The organism is Novosphingobium terrae (genome assembly GCF_017163935.1).
GTDB lineage: Bacteria > Pseudomonadota > Alphaproteobacteria > Sphingomonadales > Sphingomonadaceae > Novosphingobium > Novosphingobium terrae.
The window spans coordinates 3,558,391-3,578,299 of sequence record NZ_JABVZR010000001.1; the positions used below are offsets into that span (position 1 = coordinate 3,558,391).

The window sequence follows — 19,909 nt, forward strand, 5'->3', positions numbered from 1 at the left end:
CCGAGCGGCCCTTTCAGGCCAGCCTCTTGCACGCTACAGGCCCCTTTATGAAACGCAGAAAGCGCTATCTGACGGCCACCATGCCGGACGGCTATGTGAAGACCATCGGCCCCACCTCCGATCCCTTCACCCATTACTGGCGCATCGTGGCCATTCTGCAGAACGGCAAGACCGAGGTGTTCTGGGGCCATGCGCGCTCGCTAACCGAAGCGAAAAGCAAAAAGGCCGCCACGCAGGAAGCGGCCAAAATGCGCGGCTGGACCAGCTGGCAATTCGAAATCGCCGAGCTGGTCGAGAGCGATACGCCTCCAGACTAATCAGCCGAAGGTAAAAGCAAAAGCCTCCACACCGGGATCGAGGAAGGTGATCATAAAGCTGTGATCGCCCGCGCCCTTGGCCAGCCGCACCAGCTGATAGAGCCGGTTGTCCGTCACCACACCATTGCCCTGCGCATCGGTGTCCACACCATGGTCGGCACCGGGCGCATGGCCGTCGATGGTCACACGGAAGCGCACCAGCTTGCCGCCTGCCGCCGGGCCCAGCACCAGATGCAGGTCACGCGCCTGAAAGCGATAGGCGATGCCGCCGCCCGCCGTTTCCAGCCGCGCGCTTTCAGCGCCAACCGTCCAGCGCCCTTCCAGCCCCCAGCCATCCGACTGCAAGCCGCCCAGAGCATAGGTTTCCGCCGCATCCTGCTTCACCGCAGGCGTGCTGGAAAAGCCCTGAGAGCGGGCATAACCCACATAGGTTTCAGGTGATTGCTCCTGACCGCTGCGCTCGGCCTCAATGCCCTGGTCCATACCCTGCACCGTGCCGCCGGGCACCGCCGAGGCGCCATTTTCGGCCAGCACCTTCTGGATCAGCTTTTCGAAGGCGGCATCGTCGCCCTCGCCGAACATATGCGCGCGGATGCGGCCCTGAGCGTCGATCAGATATTCGGCGGGCCAGTACTCGTTGTTGAAGGCCTTCCAGATGGCGTAATTGTTGTCCAGCGCCACCGGGTAGGTCACGCCCAGCCGCTTCACCGCATCGCGCACATTGGTGGGGTCTTTCTCGAAGGCGAACTCCGGCGTGTGGACGCCCACCACTACAAGGCCCGCCTGCCTGTACTTCTCGGCCCAGCCCTTCACATAGGGCAGGGTGCGCAGGCAGTTGATGCAGCTGTAGGTCCAGAAATCGACCAGCACCACCTTGCCCTTGAGATCAGCCGCCGTCAGCGGTTGCCCATTGAGCCACAGCGTCGCGCCATTGAAACCGGGGTTGGCGCCTTCATCGCCGAGCCCGTCGCCGCTGCTGGCCGCTTTGCGGGCGATGCCGAAGCGTTCCAGCAGGCCCTGCTCGATCCGGTTGGTGCTGGCTGCCGAGAGCTTGGTCAGCACGCCTGTGTCAAGCCCCAGAGCGATCACCGCCACAGCGCCGAGAACCACCAGACCCAGAACCTGCCTCACCCTCTCGCCAAAGCCCAGCGAGCGCTTCATCGCGCCATAGACCTTGCCGCCCACCACCAGCGCCAGCGCCAGAGACGTCGCCGCGCCCAAGCCATAAGCCAGCAGCAAAGCGCCCGTCGCCAGCCCACCGCCTTTCAGCGCTGCGCCGGTCAGCACCAACCCAAGGATCGGCCCGGCGCAAGGTGCCCAGAGCAGGCCGGTGGCCGCACCCAAAGCCAAGGAACCGCGCCACCCGGAATCGCCATGGGCATTTTCCGCCCAGCGACCGCCCAGTTGCACCAGAGGCCGCGTCATCCTGTCGGCCAGCGAAGGAAACACCAGCGTCAGCCCGAAGAGCGCCAGCAGCACCAGCGCCACGCCCCGGCCCACATCATTGGCGCCCACCGCCCATTGCCCGCCCACCGAGACCAGCACCGCCATGCCGGCGAACATCACCGTCATGCCCGCCAGCATCGGCAGCCCATGCGAGAGGAAGGGCTTGCCCGCGCGCGCAAAGGCGAAGGGCAGGATCGGCAGGATGCAGGGGCTCATGATGGTGAGCGCGCCGGCCAGATAGGAGAGCAGGTAAAGCAGCATGGATCGTTGGCCTGAAATGTCTCGATACTGGCGTTACGTGCGAAACAGCCCTCAGGTTACGCTCAGGCCAGCAGATCCTCGTAAAAAGCGCCGAAACTGCGGGTGGGATGGCGGATCTGCATCTCCAGAATCCACAGGCCCGGCGTGGGCGCTTCGGGGAATTGCCCCAGCTTGCCGCCGTTGTGAACCGAATGCGGGTAGTCGCCCACGCGGTGGCCCTGAATGTCGAGGTTGATCACCCAGCCCAGCTTTTCAGCCTCGGCACGGGCAGCTTCGTACAGAGTTTCGCCCGTCACCGCACCGCCGTTCCACAGGGTAGCGACGGTGTCGAACAACACCTTCACATCGCGGGCACAGGCCTGCATCTCGGCATCATTGCCTGTGGTGAAAGTGGCCCCGGCATCGCCCTCATGCCCATCGAAGACCGGGCCCATATCGACGAACCAGATGTCATTCTCGCCCAGAACGGCGGTGCCTTCGGAGCGGTCCGAAAAGATCTTCAGCGTGTTTTCGCCAAAGCGGATCAGCAGCGGGTGCCAGGCCAGCTCCATGCCCATCTCGGCCAGAACGCCCTTGCCCATGGTGGTGGCTTCGGCCTCGGCCATACCGGGGCGGACCTGCGCGGCGATGGCGTTCAGCGCCTCCCAGCTTTTGGCCTGAGCCGCCTTGATCGTGGCCAGATCATAGCTTGCGCCAACAGCTTCGCGAGGGGACAGGGTGGTGGACATGCGGCAATCTCCGAGGTGGGTGAGGTCTGCGCTAAACCGCGCAAATTCTTAGCGCAAGGCCGCGTTGACGATACGGGTCTGGGTGAACTCCTCCACACCCTCGATCCCCTGATGCCGCCCCATGCCCGAGGCCCGCGCCCCGCCCAGCGGCACATCGAAAGGCAGATCGAACACGCGGTTGACCCAGACCAGCCCGGTTTCCAGCCGCGCCGCCACGGCCATGGCGCGCTGCACGTCGCCGCTCCACACCGATCCGCCCAAAGCGTAATCGGCAGCATTGGCCAGAGCGATGGCATGGTCCAGATCGTCAAAGGCCTGCACCGGGATCAGCGGGCCGAACTGCTCCTCGCGGATCAGGCGGGCGGTTTCGGGCAGATCACGCACGACCGTGGGGGCGATGAAATAGCCCTCGCCCGCAGGCGCGCTGCCCTTCCCCACGATGCGGCCCAAAGCGCTGGCTTCCGCCGCCAAATCCAGTACCCGGCGATGCTGCGCCATATTCTGCACCGGCCCCATGGTGGAGCCCGGCGCCAAACCATCGCCTACCACCGCCTTGCGCGCCAGATCGGCCAGTGCCTCGGCCAGATCGTCGGCCTTGTTGCGGGCGGCATAGATGCGCTTGATGCCAAGGCAGACCTGCCCGGCATTGGCGGTGGCGCCCGCGAAGAGATCCGCCGCGATGGCACCGACATCGGCATCGTCCAGCACCAGCGCGGCATCGTTGCCGCCCAGCTCCGCTGTCACGCGCTTGAGGCTGCCCGCCGCGCTAGACAGCACCTTGCGCCCCGTCGCTGTCGAGCCGGTGAAGCTGATATGCGCCACATCCGGATGCGCCACGAGCAGCGGCCCCAGATCACCGGCATCCCCCAACACCTGCACCACACCTGCCGGGAAGATGTCCGCCGCCAAGGTGCCCAGCATCAGCGTTGTCAAAGGCGTGGTCGGCGCGGGCTTGGCGATCACCGTGTTGCCCGCCAGCAGCGCGGGGGCCAGCTTCAGGATCAGCATCAGCAGCGGGTAATTCCACGGCACGATCGCCACCACCACACCCAGCGGGAAGCGCTGCTCCACCACCAGCTCATCGGCGGATTGCTTCAGCACGCGCGGTTCCAGCCGCAGCCCGGCGTGATAGCGCAGCGCGGCAATCGAACCCTCCACCTCGCCGCGCGATTCATCCAACAGCTTGCCCTGTTCGCGGGTGAGCATCATGGCGAAGGCCTCGGCATGGGCCTGCAGCGCATTGGCCAGCGCTTCCAGCGTGGCGGCGCGCCTTTCCATCGGCACCAGCGCCCAATCGCGGGCGGCGCGCTTGCCCGCAGCCACCGCCTGCCCGACCTGTGCAGCATCGGCGCGCGGCGCCTGAGCGAAGACCTGCCCGCTCGCCGGTTCGATCACCGGAAGAAGCCCTGCGCCCGCAACCAGACGCCCGTCGATCAGAAGATGGTCATGCATGCGGGCGCTTTACCCTGCTCCGCCCCTCAAGGCGAGCATCTCGGGTAAAATCCGCAGAATTCCGCGCACAATCCCCTGCAGCATGGAACAGCAGAGGCCACACCCCGTTTCACCAGCACGGGCGATTCACGTCCGGGGAGGCCGCGATGAAAAAGACCCTAGCCCTGTTCGCACTGTCCCTGTCGGTCACGACTTTGGCTGCCTGTGTCGATGATGGCTATGGTTATGGCGGCGGCGTGGCCTATGGCCCCGGCCCCTATGCCTATGACGGCTGGTATGACGGCGCCTATGGCCCGATCTATGACGGCTATTGGGGCTCGGACAATTACTTCTACTACCGCCATGGCGCGGGGGATCGCGGCTTTATCCGCGGCGATCGCGGGCATTTCTCGCGCGAGGCACCGCAGGGCCGCCCCAACTTCCAGCACTTCCAGGGCAATATGACGCCCGGCCAGGGCATGCATATGCCGCATTTCCGCGGCAATGGCGGCGGTGAGCGCCACCACTAAGCCGTCACACGCCAACAAAAAGGGCCGCGCCTGTTCACGCAGGTGCGGCCCTTTGTTCAGGCCCTAACTGAACATGCGCTTTCGAGCATGTTCCAGACAGACTCTCAGGGCTGGCCTGCCAGTTGCAGCGGCGGCTGATCGAGACTCGCTCCCTGATCCGCCGGGGCATAGAGCGTGACGTGCAAGGGCATGCTCACCCATGCCTTGCCGATCCCCACCGACAGCCGCGCCGCCACCAGCTTGCGACTGCCATCATAGACCGGGCCTGACACCCAGCGCAGCGTGCCCTGAGCCCGCGCGCCCTGCTCCAGCCGCAGCAGCACCATCACCGGTCCGGGATGCATCCCCACCGGCGCCTTGCGCGCGGCAGGAAGCGCCCGCCCGCGCGCATCGCGCAGCACCACCTGCGGCAAGGCAGGCAGGCGGCAGGCCGCGCCCCGGTTCACCAGCACAAAACCCGTTCCGGCATGCGACATGCCGTCCAAATCCCCATCCCGATCCTGAGGCAGCAAACGCAGCTGTGCCGCGCGGCATGGCGCAAGCGCAGCCTGCGGCGCCAGTGCGGAAGAGGGGGTGGAAGGGGGCACGGCGGGCAGGCCCTGAGCAAGGACCAGAAGGGCAGGCAGCAAGGGCATCATCGCTCTCCCATGGCAATGCGGATGTCTTAGCGGTTCACCCCTAATACGCCCGTCATCATGTCGTGATGATGAATGCCAATCACAGTTAATTATTTATTCCATAAAAGTAACCATTCAAGAATTCATCTTCATGAAAACGAACAAATTCAATATTGTTACAAATATTACATGAAATTCCCAAAATAAGCAGGAACCCGATAGCTCATGGCCTATTTCCCCGTTGGATTGGCACATGATCTGGCGCCTTTTCGCACCACCTCACGCCGCCAAGACGCGGGCCGCAAGACAGACAATCGGGCCGGCCCGTCCGCAAGCGAAGGAGGATGACATGATCGCACATCACAGCCGGTGGATGGCCTCAACCATGGCCGCAGCGGCCGGCATGTTGCTGAGCCTGAGCGCCTGTGCCGGTGATTCCCATCTGGCCTATGGCTCGGTCGGCACGCCGGGCGGCACCGGGTCGAGCGGCTCGGATGGATCGGGCGGCGGCACGGGTGGCAGTGGCAACACCGGCGGCAGCGGCAGCACAGGCGGCAGCGGAGGAACGGGCGGAACCGGCGGCACGCAGACCGCCGCCTCCAGCGATGTGCAGACCGTGCTGGCTCAGGCCGGGCCGGCTCTGGTGACGGCGGGCAATGCCTCGCTGGGTCTGGCCAGCGGCGTCGATGGCGCCACCACCACGCTGGCCAGCGCCGTGCCGATCACCGCCCCCATCACCGGCACGGTCACGCGGGTGCTGGGCGATACGGGTCAGGTGCTGGTCGATACCGGCAATGGCAAGACGCTGCTGCTCGATGGCGTGCAGAAGGTCGTGGGCGATGTGGTGACGATCAACCTCGGCAATCAGGGGGTGACCACCTCGGCGGATGGCACGCCGGGCGCCGTGGGTCTCAGCGTGCTGTCGCCCACGCAGGCGCAGGGCACGCTGGCCAGCGCGGGCGTGCTGACCTCGGGCCAGGTGGCGACGGCCAATGTTAACGGCGTGGCCAATGTGGCGGTGGCCAATGTCACGGCGCCGGGCGGCGGGCTTTCCAACCAGCTGCTCAATGTCGCGGTGGCTGATCACCAGATTCTGGGCAGCGGCAATCCCGCCCTTATCAACGCCAATCTGCTCTCGGGCGCGGCGGGCGGCGGGCTGACGAGCGGCGGCGCGGTGCTGACGCCCGTGACCAGCCTGCTGAGCGGCGTCACCAATGGCGCAACCTCTGGCAGCGGCGCGACCGGCGGCCTGCTCAAGCCGGTGACCGGGCTGGTCAGCAATCTGACCGGCAACACGGCCACAGCCACCCCCGCGACGGTGAGTGCCGGTGCCACCGCCACAGCGGCCAACACCGCGGCGACAGGTACGCTGACCGGCACCACCACCGGCCTGCTCAAGCCCGTCACCACGGCGGTGAACAACACGGTGGGCACGCTGCTGTCTGCCCAGCGTTGATGCCTCTGGCAGAGGGGCGCCCCGTTCGGCGCTCCTCTGCCCCCTTCCCCGTTTTCCGCTCCATCTTCGGGGAGACAGGCTTCCATGCTCACCCATCTGCTGATGGCGGTTGCACTGGCCGCCGGGCCCGTGGCCAGCACGCCGCCGCTGATCATCGATTCCGGCCGGGCCGACCGCGTGCAAACGCCCAACCTGCCCCCGCCCATGCCTGAAAAGCCTGTCGAGCAGCGCGCCAAGGTGTTGTCGCGGGTGGACGCCACCGGATCGGACCAGCCGATCAAGGGCATCCGCTTTATCGACGATCTGGTGCCCGCCCCCGTCGCCCATGCCGCCGAGCGTTTCGTGGGCCAGCCCGCCAGGCGCGACACGCTGGAGAGACTGGCGACGGCCATGTCGGATGCCTATGCCACCAGCGATGTGGCGCTCTACACCGTGGCGATTCCGGACCAGAATCTCTCGGGCGGGCGGGTGATTGTGCGGGTGGCGCAGGGCTTTATCGAGGGGATCACCTATCCCGATGGCTCGACCCCGCTGATCCGCGCCTATGCGCAGCATCTGTTGGGGATGAAGCCACTGCGCCGCTCCGCGCTGGAGCGGGAGCTGTCCCTGATGCGCGACATCGCCGGGGCCAGTGTCAGCGCCGATCTGCTGCGCGGTCGGCAGCCGGGCGGGGTGATCCTGTCGCTGAAGGTGAAGCGCAAGCATCTCGACGGCTCGCTGGCCTATGACAACAGCCGCTCCCAACTGCTGGGTCAGGGGCAGTTCAACGCCACGCTTGCGGGCAACAGCCTGCTGCGTGACGGCGACGAAACCAAGCTCAACGTGATGGTGGCCCGCAACTTCCGCAGCTTTATCTACACCGCCCTCACCCACGCCACCCCGCTGGGCCACGATGGCCTCAAGCTGACGCTTTCCGGCGCATGGCTGCAGACAAATGTTCCCGAATACAATCTGCGCGGCCATGCCGTGGTGGGCGGCGCCTCGCTCAGCTACCCCGTGATCCGGGGCTATCGCAAGAACCTGACCGTCAGTGCCGGGCTGGATGTGCTCAACAGCGATTCCGCTTTGTTCGGCACCGTGGCCTCCAGCGACCATATCCGCACCCTGCGCGTGGCGGCGGGCTACTCATGGGCGGGCAAGAAGACGGTCTGGTCGCTGGGCAGCACCGTGAGTCAGGGCCTGGCGATCCTCAATGACCGCGGGCTGGTGGGGCAGAGCGATCCGCGCTTCACCAAGATGAATGCCTCGGCCAGCTATGACCGCGCCTTCGGCAAGCATGTGGTGCTGCGCCTGAAAGCCCAAGGCCAGTACAGCCACAACCAGCTCCCCGCCACCGAGCGCATCGCCTTTGGCGGCAGCGACTATGGCCGCGCCTTCGACACCGCCGCCATCACCGCCGACAGTGGCGGCACCGGGTCTCTGGAATTGGCGCTGCGGCCCAAGCTGGGCAAAAGGCTGAACGGCACCGAGATCTACGGCTTTGTCGATCACGCCAAATTGCGGATCAATGATCGCGTTGGCGCTCCGGCATCGAGCTGGGATCTGGGCTCGGCAGGGGGCGGGATCAGACTGGCGTGGAACGATTGGGCGGTGATCGGGGTGGAGGGCGCAAAAGCCGTGACCGATCCCTTCCATGGCGCTCTGGGCGATTGGCGGGTGAATGTGAGCTGGAAGATCAGCAGGCCGCAGAAGAAGTGAAAAAGAGAGAATGCGAGGGTGTTACACCCTCGCGCTCCCGGGTTTGTCTACCTTGCGCTTCGGGTTCGGCCTTGGCGCAAGGTCGCTGCGCCGCAGGCAATCAAAGGGGTTTGCGCGAACTTGCCAACACAGCGCCTGCGATCGTTTCTGCCTGCGGCGCCATGAATCCGTGCCGAAACGATAGGTTGTGCGCAAGGTGGACAGGTATGGGAGCGCGAGGGGGTAACCCCCTCGCATGTCCCTTCTTCAATCCTCTTCCCTGCTATGCTCCAGATGCAGCGCCACAATCCGCGCCATCAAAGTGGCGGGGAACAACTGCCCCATCACCGCTTCCAGATTGGCCAGACTGCGCGCCAGCGGCAGCACGGGCACCACATCGCCATAGCCGGTGGTCGTCAGCGTCGAGAGGCTGAAATAGGTGAGCAGCGCGGTGCGCCCGCCCGCTTCGGGAGCGAGCGGGGTGCCGCTGCCGGTCACCAGCGCGCCGGGCCAGTGCGAGAGGACCGCCGTAAACACGATGCCGAAGATCGCCGCGATGTTGAGATAGAGCAGCACCGCCCCGCGCACGCGATGGCCCGTCACGCGCCCGGGGCCGAAGACATGGCGCGCCACCAGCAAAGTCACCCCCATGTTGAAGGCGAAGGCGGCGATCTGGATCAGATCATGACGCAACGCGGCGCTGGTGGTGGAATCGAGGCTGATCAGCACGCGCCGCCCGATCTCCGGCCCCACGATCAGCAGCAGCAAAGCGGCGATCAGCACCGCCTGCACCGCGCGGTGCCGCGCCAGCGCGGCCACGCAGACCAGCGCATAGGCCAGATGGCACAGATCGAGCAGGATATGCAGCGATGGATCTTCGGTGACCAGCGGCATGGCCACGAAGAGCGTGACCACCTGCACCGCCAGCAGCGTGGTGAGGCTGGGGTCGATCTTATGCGGCTGGGCCTGCGCTGGCGGCATGGTGGAGGTTCCTCTGCTGGCGGCGGGAGTGTGGCGGGCCGGGGCACAACCGGGGATGAACGGGTTTGCGGGGGGCGGTTCCGCTATTCCTTTTAAATCACATTATAAAATCCTTACTGACATCGTTGTCAGCAATCATTCTGCCGCTCGTCAAAGGCGGTGCGGGCCGCTTCCACAGCGCCCAGATGCTCCTCGGCCCAGATCCATACGCCGCAGAAGGCCGCACCCAGACTCTGGCCCAAAGGCGTCAGGCGGTAATCGACATGCGGGGGGATCACCGGGTGGATGGTGCGGATCACCAGACCGGTGCGCTCCATCTGGCGCAGGGTCTGGGTCAGCATCTTCTGGCTGATGCCTTGTACCGCCTTGACCAGCTGGGTGAAGCGCAACGTGCCATGCTCATCGAGCGCTTCGAGAATCAGCATCGTCCATTTATCAGCCACGCGGCCGATCAGCTCATTGACCAGCGCCTCGACGCGGGGATCGATCACGGGGGGCGGCGTCTGCGCCATGATCTCGCAGGCCTTGCTGACAGTCATTTCATCGAACGGCGGGGGCGTCATACCGACACTCTCTTTCAGGTAAGTATCAATCTTTGAGGTGCCTTCTTACCATTGGTGAGCAGCGGTTTAAATAAGGCTCATCCCTTCCTTCCCCAAAGCCTTCCTTCCCCAAAGCCTTCCTTCCAAGGAGACCTCCCATGAAGAACAGCGGCAACACCATTCTTGTCACCGGCGGCGGATCGGGCATCGGCGCGGCGCTGGCCCAGCGCTTTCATGATGCCGGCAACACGGTGATCGTGGCCGGGCGGCGGCAGGATGCGCTGGATCAGGCCATTGCGGGCCGCCCCAACATGCATGCGCTGACGCTGGATGTGGAAAGCGCCGATGGCGTGGCGGATTTTGCCAGGCGCCTGCTGGCCGCGCATCCAGCGCTCAATGTGCTGATCAACAATGCCGGGATCATGCGTTTCGAGGATGCCACGCAGAAGCGTGACCTTGCCGATGCCGAGGCGACGATCACCACCAATCTGCTGGGCCCCATCCGGCTGATCGATGCGCTGGTGGATCATCTTTCGGCGCAGAGCGATGCCGCGATCGTCAATGTCACCTCGGGTCTGGCCTTTGTGCCGCTGACCACCACCCCCACCTACAATGCCACCAAGGCGGCGATCCACTCCTACACCGTAGCCCTGCGCGAGGTGCTGAAGGGCAAGGTCGAGGTGATCGAGCTGGCGCCGCCCGCCGTGCAGACCGGCCTGACGCCCGGTCAGGAAAACCGCCCGGGCTATCAGCCGCTGGGCGAGTTCACCGATGAAGTGATCGCCCTGTTCGAGCAGGCCCCCACCCCCGCCGAAATCCTTGTCGAGCGCGTGAAATTCCTGCGCTTTGCCGAGGCGCAGGGCCGTTTCGATGAAACCCTTGTGCAGCTCAACGCTTTCGCGGCTAAGGCCCGCGAAGAGCAGTAAGCGAAAGAAGGATCAGACCCATGACCATGCGGCAGGCGATCACCACTTTGACGGTGGCCACCCATGGTCAGGGTCTGGTCGAGTTTACCCGCGAGATCCTGCGCTGGGTGGAGCAGACCGACATCCGTGATGGCCTGCTGACGGTGTTCTGCCGCCACACCTCGGCCTCGCTGCTGATTCAGGAAAATGCTGCGCCGGAGGTGAAGACCGACCTGCAGCATTTCTTCGCCCGCCTCGCCCCGGAAGACCCGCGCGCCTATGAGCATGACGATGAGGGGCCGGACGATATGCCCGCCCATCTGCGCACCGCGCTGACACAGGTGCAGCTGTCGATCCCGGTTGCGGGCGGCAGGCCGGTGCTGGGCACATGGCAGGGCGTCTATCTCTTCGAGCATCGCCGGGCGCCGCATCGTCGCGAGATCGTGCTGCATCTGCTGGGCACATAAAAAGGGAGCCGGACCGACGTCCGACTCCCCTTCAAGCCTTACGCGGCAAAAGGCTTAGCGATAGCGCCAGCCATCGCGATGACGCTCACGATGCTGCCAATAGCGATGGCCGTCCCAATAGCCGCGGCCCTGATAGAAATTGCCGATGATCAGGCCGCCAGGGCCAACGCCCACAACGGGACCACGCGGCCCGGGGCCACGGTTGGGACGGCAGTGGCCATAAGGCCCGCGATGGCCACCGGGGCCGCAGCCCTCGCGTGCTTCGGCGGGCGCAGCGGCGGCCAGCGCCGAGCCGGCGGCAAGGGCAATAAGAAGTGCGCGTTTCATCATGGTTGTTCTCCCATCTTTGGATCAGGCGGCTGGTCGCATAGCCGCAAAGCAGGTGATTGGCTGTGTAACGCTCGGCGCCGACTGCTTTTCGGCGTCAACACGGTCTATACAGCACAGTCTTTCTGAACATGTCATGGCTGGCATGTTATTGTTCATGCAGGGACAATAAACGAATTAAGCCGCCACCAGACGCAGCGGCACGGAGGGGCCCGCAGAGGATGCGGTCAGGGCCTGACCCAGCGGCGCCGTGATCGCCGCGCCGCGTGCCAGAATGGCATCGCGCAAGCGCACCAGATCGGTCCCGGCGCGGCGGCCAAGAGCGAAGATGCCCTCACCAAAGCGCTCATCCTCGGCGATCTGGCCACGCACCGCGCGCGACAGGCGGGCGACCATCACCGCCAGCCCATCATCGCCAATGCCGGATTCGCCGGTGCCGGTTTCCGCCGCTTCGACCGCCGCAACCAGCCCTGCCGCCTGCGCATGCAGACCACAGGCCCGGTCGAGCAGATCGTCGGCGACGCGGCCGCGCAGGGCGGGGTAGAACAGGCCAGCTTCAAGCGCGATCTGGCTTTTCCAGATGGCGCAGATCTGCGCGGCCAGCTTGCGGCGACGGGCGGGGGATCGGGTGGCTTCGAACCGCTCGAACAGATCCTCAACCTCGCGATGCCCGGCCTTGAGCACGGCGATGGCGTCGGTGAACTGCGGGTCGATCATGGCAAGCCCCTCGATTTCGGATTATCGAGTCAAAGAAGCCTGCAAAAGCCCTTTGGTTCCATGGTTTCGCACTGTTTCACGCAACTTTTATCCACAGGCCTCAGGTGCTATCTCAGTGCCCGAATGTGTCGGAATTGGCGATACCGCTATCACCCTCATCCAGAGCGGCGATGGCGGTCATGTCCTCCGCGCTCAGCGTGAAGGAAAAGACATCCAGATTGGCGCTTTGCCGCGCGGGATCGGCGGATTTGGGGATGGGAATGATCCCTTGCTGCACCTGCCAGCGCAGCGCGATCTGGGCCGTTGTGCGGCCATGTGCCTCGGCGATTTCGGCCAGCACCGGATGGGCCAGCAGATCATTGCCCTGCCCCAGCGGACTCCAGCCCTCGGTGACGATGCCGTGCAGCTTGTGGAAGGCCAGCAGATCACCGCGCCCATGGCGGGGATCGAGCTGGATCTGATTGACCTCCGGCACGAAACCGGCGTCGATCAGCCGCAGCAGATGCGCCTGCTTGAAGTTGGAGGTGCCGATGGCGCGCACCAGCCCCGCTTCGCGCAGTTTCACAAGGCCTGCGAAAGCCTCGACATAGGTGTTCTGATCGGGGTTGGGCCAATGGATCAGCAGCAGGTCGAGATAGTCCACACCCAGCCGCTTCAGACTGGCCTCGCAAGCGGTGCGCGCGCCGTCGACGCTGTGCCACTGGCGGTTGAACTTGCTGGTGAGGAAGATCTCGTCGCGCGGCAGGCCGGATTGGCGGACGCCCTCACCCACGCCGCGCTCATTGCCGTAATTTTCCGCCGTATCGATCAGGCGATAGCCGCGCTGGATCGCCGTGCTGACAGCGCGGGCCGCCTGAGCATCGTCGAGCGGCCAGGTGCCCAGCCCAAGTTGCGGAATCGAAGCCCCGCCACGCAGGGAGAGAGTGGGAGCGATCGTCATAAAACCAGTCCTTTATCAGGCCATACCGGGCCGAGATGGGAGAGGATGCTTCCGATTCAATGCGTTAATGCGAATTTCCAGCGCGTCTGCCGCACAGACCACGGCATTATCGCATCGCTTTTGGGAAAACCCGGTCCCCACTTTTTCGCGCGATGCACGTTTTTGTGCTCGCGTCGCTTTTGCGAAAAACCGGTCCCCACTTTTTCGCGCGATGCTCAGTGCCAGATCAATGCCCCCGCCACCATCGCCGCAGCGATGATCACTCCGCCCGCAATCCAGCGCGCGCCCTCCCGCAGCGCCGGGGCCAATTGCGCAGCGCCAGTGCTTTCCACCGGCTCGGCCTCCAGACGGCGGATCGCCGCGCGCAGCAGGCGGGGCGCATCCTCGCCCAGCCGCCCCAGCTCCCAGGCCAGCGCCATCAGCGTGGGCCGCCAATGCTCGGGCGAGAGCCGCGCCCGCACAATCCGCAGCGAGGACCGCTCCATCGCGCCCGACAGATCGAAATCCGGGCAGATCGCCGTCAGCACACCGTCGAGCGTCACCAAAGTCTTGAAGATCAGCAACAGGTCGGGCGGCATGGTCAGCCCCACCTCGCGCATCAGCGGCAGGAAATCGCCCACCAGTGCGCGCAACACCAGCCGCCCACGACCATGGCGCGCGATCAGCCTGTCCGCTGCCAAAGCGATCTGCGGGCGGGGCACCGCCTCTACGCCCTGCCCGGCGCTCTGCTCGGCCCAGACGGCCAGAATGTCGGTCAGCTGCGCCGGATCGCCCATCGCCAGCGACTGCACGAAAGCCATAAACTCCTCGCGCCGCCGGGGCGAGACATGGCCGATCATTCCGAAGTCGAGCAGCGCCAGCCGGTTGCCGGGCAGGCACAGCAGATTGCCCGGATGCGGATCGCCATGAAAGCGCCCATGCACCAGCACCATATCCAGCACCAGATCAGCGCCCAGACCGGCGATGGCCTCCGGATCGATGCCGCCGGCGCGTAAGGTTTCGGCATCGCGCGGCGGCAGGCCCTCAACGTAATCCATCACCAGCAAGGTTTCGGAGGACCAGTCCCAATGGATGCGCGGAATTTCCACACGCGGTTCGCCTGCGAAATCCTCACGCATGGCGTCGGCATTGCGGCCCTCCATAGTGAAGTCCAGCTCGCCCAGCACCGCATCGCCCAGCTGCCGCATCAGCGCCACCGGCGCAAAGCGCCGCGCCGCCGTGCTGGCCGCCTCCACCAGCGCCGCGCCTTGCGCGATCAGCCGTAGATCGGCCTCCATGCGCGGGCGGATATCGGGGCGCCGGATCTTGAGGATCACCTCCTGACCATCGGCCAGCCGCGCCCGGTGGATCTGCGCCATGGAGGCTGCCGCCAGCGGTTCGGGATCGAAATGGGCGAAGATCTCTTCTGGCGCGCCGCCCAGCGCTTCCTCCACCGCCGGGCGCAATTGCTCAAAGGGCAGGGTTGGCGCGCGGGAATGCAATTGCTCCAGTTCGGCGATCCATTCTGACGGCAGCAGATCGCCGCGCGTCGCCAGAATCTGACCTAGCTTGACGAAGGTGGGCCCCAGCTCCTCCATCGCCAGCCTTGTGCGCAGCGGCAGGCTGCGGGGATCATCGTCGCCATCTGCATCGCCGCCGCGCTCCAGCCCCAATTGCGCCAGCAGCAGCCCCAGTCCGAAGCGAGAGGCGATCTGGAGAATCTCGCCGAGCCGGTTGCGGTCCCGCGCGGCCACCAGCAGAGTCTTGATCATCACCACATCCTTTTACGCAGAACTTACATGAACCAGAGCGTACAATCGGATGACCCGCCCGCCATTTGATGGCACAGAAGACAGCATGAATGCCCCGAGCCACCGCCGCAAGCCAAGACCTGCCCCGGATGGCCGCCCTGTAAGCACGCCCTCACGCGGACCGCTGCTGCGCCGCATCGCCCGCAAACTGGAAGTGCGGGCCATCGGTCTGGTTCCCGAATATTTCAACCCCGCCGAGGGTTTGCGCGCCGCCGTGGCTGTCGGCGTGCCGCTGGTGCTGGTGTTGGCGAGCGGACTTTACGCCCTTGGCTGGTCGATCTTCGCCGCCTTCTGGACCTGCCTGTGCGTCGGGCCGGGATCGGGGCGCAGCCAGCGGCGCCTGCTGGGGACTTTCGTGGTGCTGGGGGCCGTCATCGCCTTTGCCGGATCATGGCTGGCCTTCTGGGGGCCGACAGCGGCGCTGGTGGCCGGGCCTGTGCTGGTGTTCCTCTCGATCCTGCTGCCCGCCCGCGTCGCCAATGCCAATCTGCTCGCCACCTTGCTGGCGGTGGTCGCGGTGGTGGCCGTGGGCTTTCCGCTGCCGATACACCAGGCGCTGATCGAGGCGGTGTCTTTCCTGCTGGGCGCGGGCTGGGCCTATGCGCTAATCCACGGGGTCTGGCGGATCGATCCGCATGCCCCGCTCGATCTGGCGGCACGGGCCGTTGTGGCCCGGCTGGCCGATATGGCCGCCGATCTGGTCGCCACCGGAGAAGGCCCGCATCGCGACGCGCAATGGCACCGCGCTCATGGCGAGCATCGCCGCGCCGTGCGTCTGGCGCTGGAGCGGCTGGGCGCGCTGCTGCCGCTGCATGCCGATGAAAGGCCCGAAAGGCTGGCGCCCTATCTGCGCGCTCAGGAGGCGGCAGAGACCGTGTTCAGCGCCCTGATCGCGCTGGACCATGCCTTTATCCTGCAAACCGGCCCCGCGCATGAAAGGCTGGCGGTGGCCCGTACCTTCCATAGCGGGCTGGAGGCATGGCGCCGCACACCTCGTGCGTTCCAGACCAACAGCGGCGTGATCGACCGCTGGCTCAAGCTGGTGGAGCATCGGCGCGAAAGGTTGCGCGGGGCTCTGGTCAGCGGCTGTCTGCGCGCGCTGGGTCAGGCGCTGGCCACGCTGAAGCAGAGCGGGCCGCCTGCCGCGATGCCGCCCTTACCGCGCCCCGTGGCGACGCGCGCCGCGCTCAGGCAGGCGCTGAGGCAGGCCACCGGCGTGCTGCTGGTCTATATCGCGGCGCGGGCCTTTCATCTGGGCTATCCCTATTGGGGGTCGATGGCGGTGGTCGTCGTGCTGCAAAAGGGCACGCGCGTCACATGGATGCGCGCCATGGAGCGCATCTGCGGCAGCCTGCTGGGCGGTGTCGGCGCGGCGGCCTTGCTGCATGTCGCCTATCCGGTGCCCTTGCTGGCCGCGCTTTGCGTGGTGCTGGCGGCCTTGGCTATCGCGCTGCGCAGCGTGAACTACACCAGCTTCGTGGTGTTTCTGACGGTGCTGTTCGTCACGGTGACAGCCCTGCTGCATCCGGGAGAAGGCATCGCCACCGCGCGCATTGCCGACAACACTCTGGGCAGTCTGGTGGCGCTGCTCAGCGTGCTGGCGGTCTGGCCCGAGCGGCGGCCCCGGCTGCGCGCCACGCTGAAAAACACATTGCAAGCCAACCGCGCCTATCTGGACGCTGTGGAGACCCTTGCGCCCTTCGCTCAGGTGCATGCGGCAAGGCGCGCGGCAGGATTGGCCAGCATCGAGCTGGAAATGGCGCTGCACGATCTGGGCAGCACGGTGCAGCGCCTGCGCGACCGCGCGCCCGAAGATCTGGCCGATCTGACCGCGCTGCGTCTGGTGGCCGGACAGGCCGCCGCCGCCTGGCATGAGCGGCTGGCGGACCTGCCCAGATAGATTACGCCGCGATCACCTCGATCTGCGCGGTGTCGATGGTGAAGGAACCATCGGCCTCGATCTCGAAGTGACGGACGGTTTCGGCGCCCGCGATCTGCTGCAGGGCGCGGATGGCGGCGCGATGGATTTCCGGCGTCTGCATGCGTTCGACCCAGCTTTCATACTCCATGCGCAGGCGGCGGGTCTGCACGGACTGCACGCGGAAGCCGGATTGCTCCAAAGCCTCCAGCCACTGCGCCACCGTATAGTCGCGCACATGCGAGGGATCGCGCAGCAATTCAACGGTTTGCAGATGGGTGTCGAAAGCGGCAGGGCCGGGAGACACCACATCGACAAACACCGCAGGCGCGCCAGCCTTCAACACCCGCCGCGCCTGACGCAATCCGCCGACAAAATCCTGCCAGTGATGCGCCGAAAAGCGGCAGGCGAGCAGATCGAATGTACCATCGGTAAAGGGCAGATTTTCCGCCGGACCCGCCTTGGTGCCGATGTTGGTGAGGCCGCGCTGCGCGGCGGTGGCGGCCACCACCTCCAGCATGGCAGGCGAGAGATCGCTGGCGGTCACCTGCGCGGCGTGCGCGGCCAGCGCATAGGCGACATGGCCGCCGCCCGTGCCCAGATCGAGCGCATGGGCCGGGGCATGGCGGTGGGCGATCTCGCCGATGGCGGCCAGATCCTCGCCGCTGGCATGGACGGCGCTGGAAACATAGGCCGAAGCGCGGGGGCCGAACTGGTGCTGGACCAGCGTGTCATGAGCCACAGATTCAGGGGTGGGGGTCATCGAAAGCTCTCCTTCTGGCCGCTGGGTGAACCTCTTCTTAGCCTAGGACCAGTTGCGATCTTATCCTGTTATAAGAAGGCCTAGGCTGGAGCCGCCTGCCCCATCAGCCAGTCGCGCCATTGCCGCATGGAGCGGCTTTCCGCGCGGGTGTGCAGGCGCGTCAGCCAATAGGCGCCCAGATCGACCTCCTGTGCAAAAGGTCGAACGAGGCGGCCGCTGGCCAGTTCCCGCGCGAACATGGCGGCGGGGGCCAGCGCCACGCCGCGCCCCTCCATCGCCGCCGTGACGCTGAGCACCGAGGCATCGAAGATCACCCCGCGCAGGGGCGGGCAGGCCAGACCGCAAGCGCCCAGCCAGCGCGGCCATTCATCGGCGCGGTAGGAGCGCAGCAGACTTTCGCGCAGCAAGTCTTCGGGGCTGTGGAGACGCGCCGCCGTGATTGGGTCGCAAAGGGGCGTCAGCGGCGCGGGCATGATGCGTTCGGCATGGGTGCCGTGCCACGCGCCATCGCCAAAGCGGATCGCCAGATCGAGCCCCTCGCCCGCCAGATCGACGCGGTTGTTGTTGGTGAGCAGGCGCAGGTCGATATGGCGGTGGGTGGTGGTGAAATCATCCAGCCGGTCCAGCAGCCAGCCCGAGGCGAAGGTGCCGACCACGCCCAGCGTCAGCACCTCTTCCACGCCGCCGCCCGCCAGACCGTCGAGCCTTGCGCCGATGATGTCGAAGGCGGTGCCCACGCTGGGGAGCAGGGCCAGCCCTTCATCGCTGAGTGCCAGCCCGCGTGGCAGGCGGCGGAACAACGGGGCGCCAACCATCCGTTCCAGCAGCGCCACCTGATGGCTGACCGCGCCTTGCGTCACGCATAATTCCCGAGCGGCGCGGGTGAAGGAGAGGTGGCGCGCGGCGGCCTCAAAGGCGCGCAGGGCGTTGAGCGGCAGGCGGGAGCGGTCCATGCGCAAACCATGAATTCAATTCATGGCTTTGTCGAGAATTGATGCTTTGTGATGAGCGCCCAGCGTTGCGAAAGGGGGACATCAACCGGAACGACCAACCAGACGGGAGCGCCGCGATGGTCAGACTTACCACCGCTTTTGCCATGAGCCTGATTGCAGCTTTGGGCCTTGCCGATGCCGTATCGCAGGCGCTCCGGGCCGAAACAGAGAGGAACACCATGCCCAGACTGACCACCACCCTTGCCATGAGCCTGATTGCGGCTTTGGGCGCCGCGCCCGCCCTTGCTGCCAAGACTCCCGCCGATGACCCGCTGCTGCGCCCCATCGCGCCAGCCTATTCGGCCAAGCGCTTCCTCACCCCGGCCCAGCCGGTGCGGGTCTATGGCAACACCTATCTCGTCGGCTTTGGCGGGGTGAGCGTGGCGCTGATCCGCACCAGCGCCGGGCTGATCCTGATCGACGGCAGCGTCCCTCAGGGCGTGCGCGCGGTGGAAGAGCATATGCGCGCGCTGGGCTTCTCGATCCGCGATGTGAAGCTGATCCTCTCCACCGAGCCGCATTTCGACCATGCCGGGGGCATCGCCGCGCTGGAGCGTGACAGTGGCGCCACCGTGCTGGCGGGCGCGGCGGCGGTGCCGGTGCTGCGAGCGCACGGGCTCGATCCCAGCGATCCTCAGGCCTCGGGGCTGGAGCGCTTTCCCGCGCCGCGCAACATCCGGGCCGTGCGCGACGGTGAGCGCATCACTTTGGGCGATGTGACGGTGACCGCCGTCGCCATGCCCGGCCATACGCCCGGCTCGACAAGCTGGAGCTGGAAAAGCTGCGAGGGACAGCGCTGCGAAACGGTGGTCTTCGCCGCCAGCATCAATGCTGTCGCGCTGGGTGGCTATCGCTTTTCGACGCCGGCGCATCGCGGGCGGGTGGAGGTTATTCGGCGCTCGATCACCAAATTGCGCGGCATGCCCTGCGATCTGGTTCTGACATCGCATCCGGAACTTTCGGATGGTGAGGCCAAGCAGAAGCAGTTGTTGCGCCAAAGGTCGCCCAATCCGTTTATCGATCCGCAGGGCTGCCGCAAGGCCGCCGATGCTTTCGAGAAACGGTTGAGCGACCAGTTGGCCGAAGAGGCAAAGCGTTAGAAGC

General features: G+C 65.8%; 20 protein-coding genes. 8 read left to right on the forward strand and 12 right to left on the reverse strand.

The features are described from left to right. Nucleotides 1–47: 47 nt before the first annotated feature. Nucleotides 48–317 (forward strand): hypothetical protein, encoded by a 270-nt coding sequence (locus HGK27_RS15945; protein WP_206241808.1) that lies wholly within the window; start codon nucleotides 48–50, stop codon nucleotides 315–317. On the opposite strand, the gene HGK27_RS15950 is transcribed toward HGK27_RS15945, so the two are convergent. The 3 genes from HGK27_RS15950 to HGK27_RS15960 form a co-directional block, all read right to left on the reverse strand. Beyond that, complete coding sequence (locus tag HGK27_RS15950; protein ID WP_206241809.1) at nucleotides 318–2,024, reverse strand: cytochrome c biogenesis protein DipZ; 1,707 nt, start codon at nucleotides 2,022–2,024, stop codon at nucleotides 318–320. It abuts the gene before it with no gap. Between the two features lie 62 nt (nucleotides 2,025–2,086). Further along, a complete protein-coding gene (locus HGK27_RS15955) occupies nucleotides 2,087–2,752 on the reverse strand; it encodes a M24 family metallopeptidase (RefSeq protein WP_206241811.1) in 666 nt (221 codons plus the stop codon). Nucleotides 2,753–2,800: 48 nt separating this feature from the next. Continuing rightward, nucleotides 2,801–4,204 (reverse strand): aldehyde dehydrogenase family protein, encoded by a 1,404-nt coding sequence (locus HGK27_RS15960; protein WP_206241813.1) that lies wholly within the window; start codon nucleotides 4,202–4,204, stop codon nucleotides 2,801–2,803. 146 nt (nucleotides 4,205–4,350) lie between these two features. Here HGK27_RS15960 and HGK27_RS15965 point away from each other — a divergent pair, with 146 nt between their 5' ends. Then, entirely contained in the window at nucleotides 4,351–4,713 is a 363-nt protein-coding gene (locus HGK27_RS15965) for a hypothetical protein (RefSeq protein ID WP_206241815.1), read from the forward strand. A gap of 104 nt (nucleotides 4,714–4,817) precedes the next feature. Here the strand turns inward: HGK27_RS15965 and HGK27_RS15970 are convergent, their stop codons facing one another. Continuing rightward, nucleotides 4,818–5,351 carry a DUF4232 domain-containing protein gene (locus HGK27_RS15970; protein WP_206241817.1) on the reverse strand — a complete coding sequence of 178 codons (534 nt, stop codon included), beginning with the start codon at nucleotides 5,349–5,351 and terminating at the stop codon, nucleotides 4,818–4,820. Nucleotides 5,352–5,679: 328 nt separating this feature from the next. Here HGK27_RS15970 and HGK27_RS15975 point away from each other — a divergent pair, with 328 nt between their 5' ends. Next, nucleotides 5,680–6,786 carry a hypothetical protein gene (locus HGK27_RS15975; protein WP_206241819.1) on the forward strand — a complete coding sequence of 369 codons (1,107 nt, stop codon included), beginning with the start codon at nucleotides 5,680–5,682 and terminating at the stop codon, nucleotides 6,784–6,786. An 84-nt stretch (nucleotides 6,787–6,870) separates the two neighbouring features. Further along, nucleotides 6,871–8,484, forward strand: a complete 1,614-nt coding sequence (locus tag HGK27_RS15980) for a ShlB/FhaC/HecB family hemolysin secretion/activation protein (protein ID WP_206241820.1) — start codon at nucleotides 6,871–6,873, stop codon at nucleotides 8,482–8,484. Between the two features lie 246 nt (nucleotides 8,485–8,730). Here the strand turns inward: HGK27_RS15980 and HGK27_RS15985 are convergent, their stop codons facing one another. Further along, nucleotides 8,731–9,444, reverse strand: a complete 714-nt coding sequence (locus HGK27_RS15985; protein ID WP_206241821.1) for a potassium channel family protein — start codon at nucleotides 9,442–9,444, stop codon at nucleotides 8,731–8,733. Nucleotides 9,445–9,572: 128 nt separating this feature from the next. Then, nucleotides 9,573–9,956: a winged helix-turn-helix transcriptional regulator gene (locus tag HGK27_RS15990; protein ID WP_407674641.1), complete on the reverse strand. Its 384-nt coding sequence runs from the start codon at nucleotides 9,954–9,956 to the stop codon at nucleotides 9,573–9,575. A gap of 188 nt (nucleotides 9,957–10,144) precedes the next feature. Between HGK27_RS15990 and HGK27_RS15995 the strand changes: the two genes are divergently transcribed. Both HGK27_RS15995 and HGK27_RS16000 read left to right on the forward strand, forming a co-directional pair. After that, a complete protein-coding gene (locus tag HGK27_RS15995; protein ID WP_206241823.1) occupies nucleotides 10,145–10,912 on the forward strand; it encodes an SDR family oxidoreductase in 768 nt (255 codons plus the stop codon). A 26-nt stretch (nucleotides 10,913–10,938) separates the two neighbouring features. Continuing rightward, on the forward strand, nucleotides 10,939–11,358 hold the full coding sequence (locus tag HGK27_RS16000; protein WP_206243281.1) for a secondary thiamine-phosphate synthase enzyme YjbQ: 420 nt from the start codon (nucleotides 10,939–10,941) through the stop codon (nucleotides 11,356–11,358). A 54-nt stretch (nucleotides 11,359–11,412) separates the two neighbouring features. On the opposite strand, the gene HGK27_RS16005 is transcribed toward HGK27_RS16000, so the two are convergent. The 4 genes from HGK27_RS16005 to HGK27_RS16020 all read right to left on the reverse strand — a co-directional run bounded on the left by HGK27_RS16005 (nucleotide 11,413) and on the right by HGK27_RS16020 (nucleotide 15,093). After that, the gene (locus HGK27_RS16005; RefSeq protein WP_206243283.1) at nucleotides 11,413–11,685 is read right to left on the reverse strand and encodes a GCG_CRPN prefix-to-repeats domain-containing protein; all 273 of its coding nucleotides are present in this window, start codon (nucleotides 11,683–11,685) and stop codon (nucleotides 11,413–11,415) included. Nucleotides 11,686–11,862: 177 nt separating this feature from the next. Beyond that, nucleotides 11,863–12,402, reverse strand: a complete 540-nt coding sequence (locus HGK27_RS16010) for a hemerythrin domain-containing protein (protein WP_206241825.1) — start codon at nucleotides 12,400–12,402, stop codon at nucleotides 11,863–11,865. Nucleotides 12,403–12,514: 112 nt separating this feature from the next. After that, nucleotides 12,515–13,342: an aldo/keto reductase gene (locus HGK27_RS16015; protein ID WP_206241827.1), complete on the reverse strand. Its 828-nt coding sequence runs from the start codon at nucleotides 13,340–13,342 to the stop codon at nucleotides 12,515–12,517. A 215-nt stretch (nucleotides 13,343–13,557) separates the two neighbouring features. Then, the gene (locus tag HGK27_RS16020; protein WP_206241828.1) at nucleotides 13,558–15,093 is read right to left on the reverse strand and encodes an ABC1 kinase family protein; all 1,536 of its coding nucleotides are present in this window, start codon (nucleotides 15,091–15,093) and stop codon (nucleotides 13,558–13,560) included. An 85-nt stretch (nucleotides 15,094–15,178) separates the two neighbouring features. On the opposite strand from HGK27_RS16020, the gene HGK27_RS16025 reads away from it, so the two are divergent. Beyond that, on the forward strand, nucleotides 15,179–17,032 hold the full coding sequence (locus HGK27_RS16025) for an FUSC family protein (RefSeq protein ID WP_206241829.1): 1,854 nt from the start codon (nucleotides 15,179–15,181) through the stop codon (nucleotides 17,030–17,032). A 1-nt stretch (nucleotide 17,033) separates the two neighbouring features. Here the strand turns inward: HGK27_RS16025 and HGK27_RS16030 are convergent, their stop codons facing one another. Together HGK27_RS16030 and HGK27_RS16035 are read right to left on the reverse strand one after the other, a co-directional pair. Further along, a complete protein-coding gene (locus HGK27_RS16030; protein ID WP_206241830.1) occupies nucleotides 17,034–17,813 on the reverse strand; it encodes a class I SAM-dependent methyltransferase in 780 nt (259 codons plus the stop codon). 80 nt (nucleotides 17,814–17,893) lie between these two features. Beyond that, nucleotides 17,894–18,766, reverse strand: coding sequence for a LysR family transcriptional regulator (locus tag HGK27_RS16035; protein WP_206241831.1), 873 nt, complete (start codon nucleotides 18,764–18,766; stop codon nucleotides 17,894–17,896). 116 nt (nucleotides 18,767–18,882) lie between these two features. Here HGK27_RS16035 and bla point away from each other — a divergent pair, with 116 nt between their 5' ends. After that, nucleotides 18,883–19,905, forward strand: coding sequence for a subclass B3 metallo-beta-lactamase (bla, locus tag HGK27_RS16040; RefSeq protein WP_241127227.1), 1,023 nt, complete (start codon nucleotides 18,883–18,885; stop codon nucleotides 19,903–19,905). The last annotated feature ends 4 nt before the right edge of the window (nucleotides 19,906–19,909 follow it).

Bases quoted from the DNA above. Each gene is read 5' to 3' on its own strand.
- HGK27_RS16005 (WP_206243283.1), bottom strand. From the start codon at position 11,685: ATGAAACGCGCACTTCTTATTGCCCTTGCCGCCGGCTCGGCGCTGGCC.
- HGK27_RS16020 (WP_206241828.1), bottom strand. From the start codon at position 15,093: ATGATCAAGACTCTGCTGGTGGCCGCGCGGGACCGCAACCGGCTCGGC.
- HGK27_RS15995 (WP_206241823.1), top strand. From the start codon at position 10,145: ATGAAGAACAGCGGCAACACCATTCTTGTCACCGGCGGCGGATCGGGC.
- HGK27_RS16025 (WP_206241829.1), top strand. From the start codon at position 15,179: ATGAATGCCCCGAGCCACCGCCGCAAGCCAAGACCTGCCCCGGATGGC.
- HGK27_RS15945 (WP_206241808.1), top strand. From the start codon at position 48: ATGAAACGCAGAAAGCGCTATCTGACGGCCACCATGCCGGACGGCTAT.
- HGK27_RS15985 (WP_206241821.1), bottom strand. From the start codon at position 9,444: ATGCCGCCAGCGCAGGCCCAGCCGCATAAGATCGACCCCAGCCTCACC.
- HGK27_RS16010 (WP_206241825.1), bottom strand. From the start codon at position 12,402: ATGATCGACCCGCAGTTCACCGACGCCATCGCCGTGCTCAAGGCCGGG.
- HGK27_RS16000 (WP_206243281.1), top strand. From the start codon at position 10,939: ATGCGGCAGGCGATCACCACTTTGACGGTGGCCACCCATGGTCAGGGT.
- HGK27_RS15960 (WP_206241813.1), bottom strand. From the start codon at position 4,204: ATGCATGACCATCTTCTGATCGACGGGCGTCTGGTTGCGGGCGCAGGG.
- HGK27_RS16035 (WP_206241831.1), bottom strand. From the start codon at position 18,766: ATGGACCGCTCCCGCCTGCCGCTCAACGCCCTGCGCGCCTTTGAGGCC.
- HGK27_RS16015 (WP_206241827.1), bottom strand. From the start codon at position 13,342: ATGACGATCGCTCCCACTCTCTCCCTGCGTGGCGGGGCTTCGATTCCG.
- HGK27_RS16030 (WP_206241830.1), bottom strand. From the start codon at position 17,813: ATGACCCCCACCCCTGAATCTGTGGCTCATGACACGCTGGTCCAGCAC.
- HGK27_RS15975 (WP_206241819.1), top strand. From the start codon at position 5,680: ATGATCGCACATCACAGCCGGTGGATGGCCTCAACCATGGCCGCAGCG.
- bla (WP_241127227.1), top strand. From the start codon at position 18,883: ATGGTCAGACTTACCACCGCTTTTGCCATGAGCCTGATTGCAGCTTTG.
- HGK27_RS15950 (WP_206241809.1), bottom strand. From the start codon at position 2,024: ATGCTGCTTTACCTGCTCTCCTATCTGGCCGGCGCGCTCACCATCATG.
- HGK27_RS15980 (WP_206241820.1), top strand. From the start codon at position 6,871: ATGCTCACCCATCTGCTGATGGCGGTTGCACTGGCCGCCGGGCCCGTG.
- HGK27_RS15965 (WP_206241815.1), top strand. From the start codon at position 4,351: ATGAAAAAGACCCTAGCCCTGTTCGCACTGTCCCTGTCGGTCACGACT.
- HGK27_RS15970 (WP_206241817.1), bottom strand. From the start codon at position 5,351: ATGATGCCCTTGCTGCCTGCCCTTCTGGTCCTTGCTCAGGGCCTGCCC.
- HGK27_RS15955 (WP_206241811.1), bottom strand. From the start codon at position 2,752: ATGTCCACCACCCTGTCCCCTCGCGAAGCTGTTGGCGCAAGCTATGAT.
- HGK27_RS15990 (WP_407674641.1), bottom strand. From the start codon at position 9,956: ATGGCGCAGACGCCGCCCCCCGTGATCGATCCCCGCGTCGAGGCGCTG.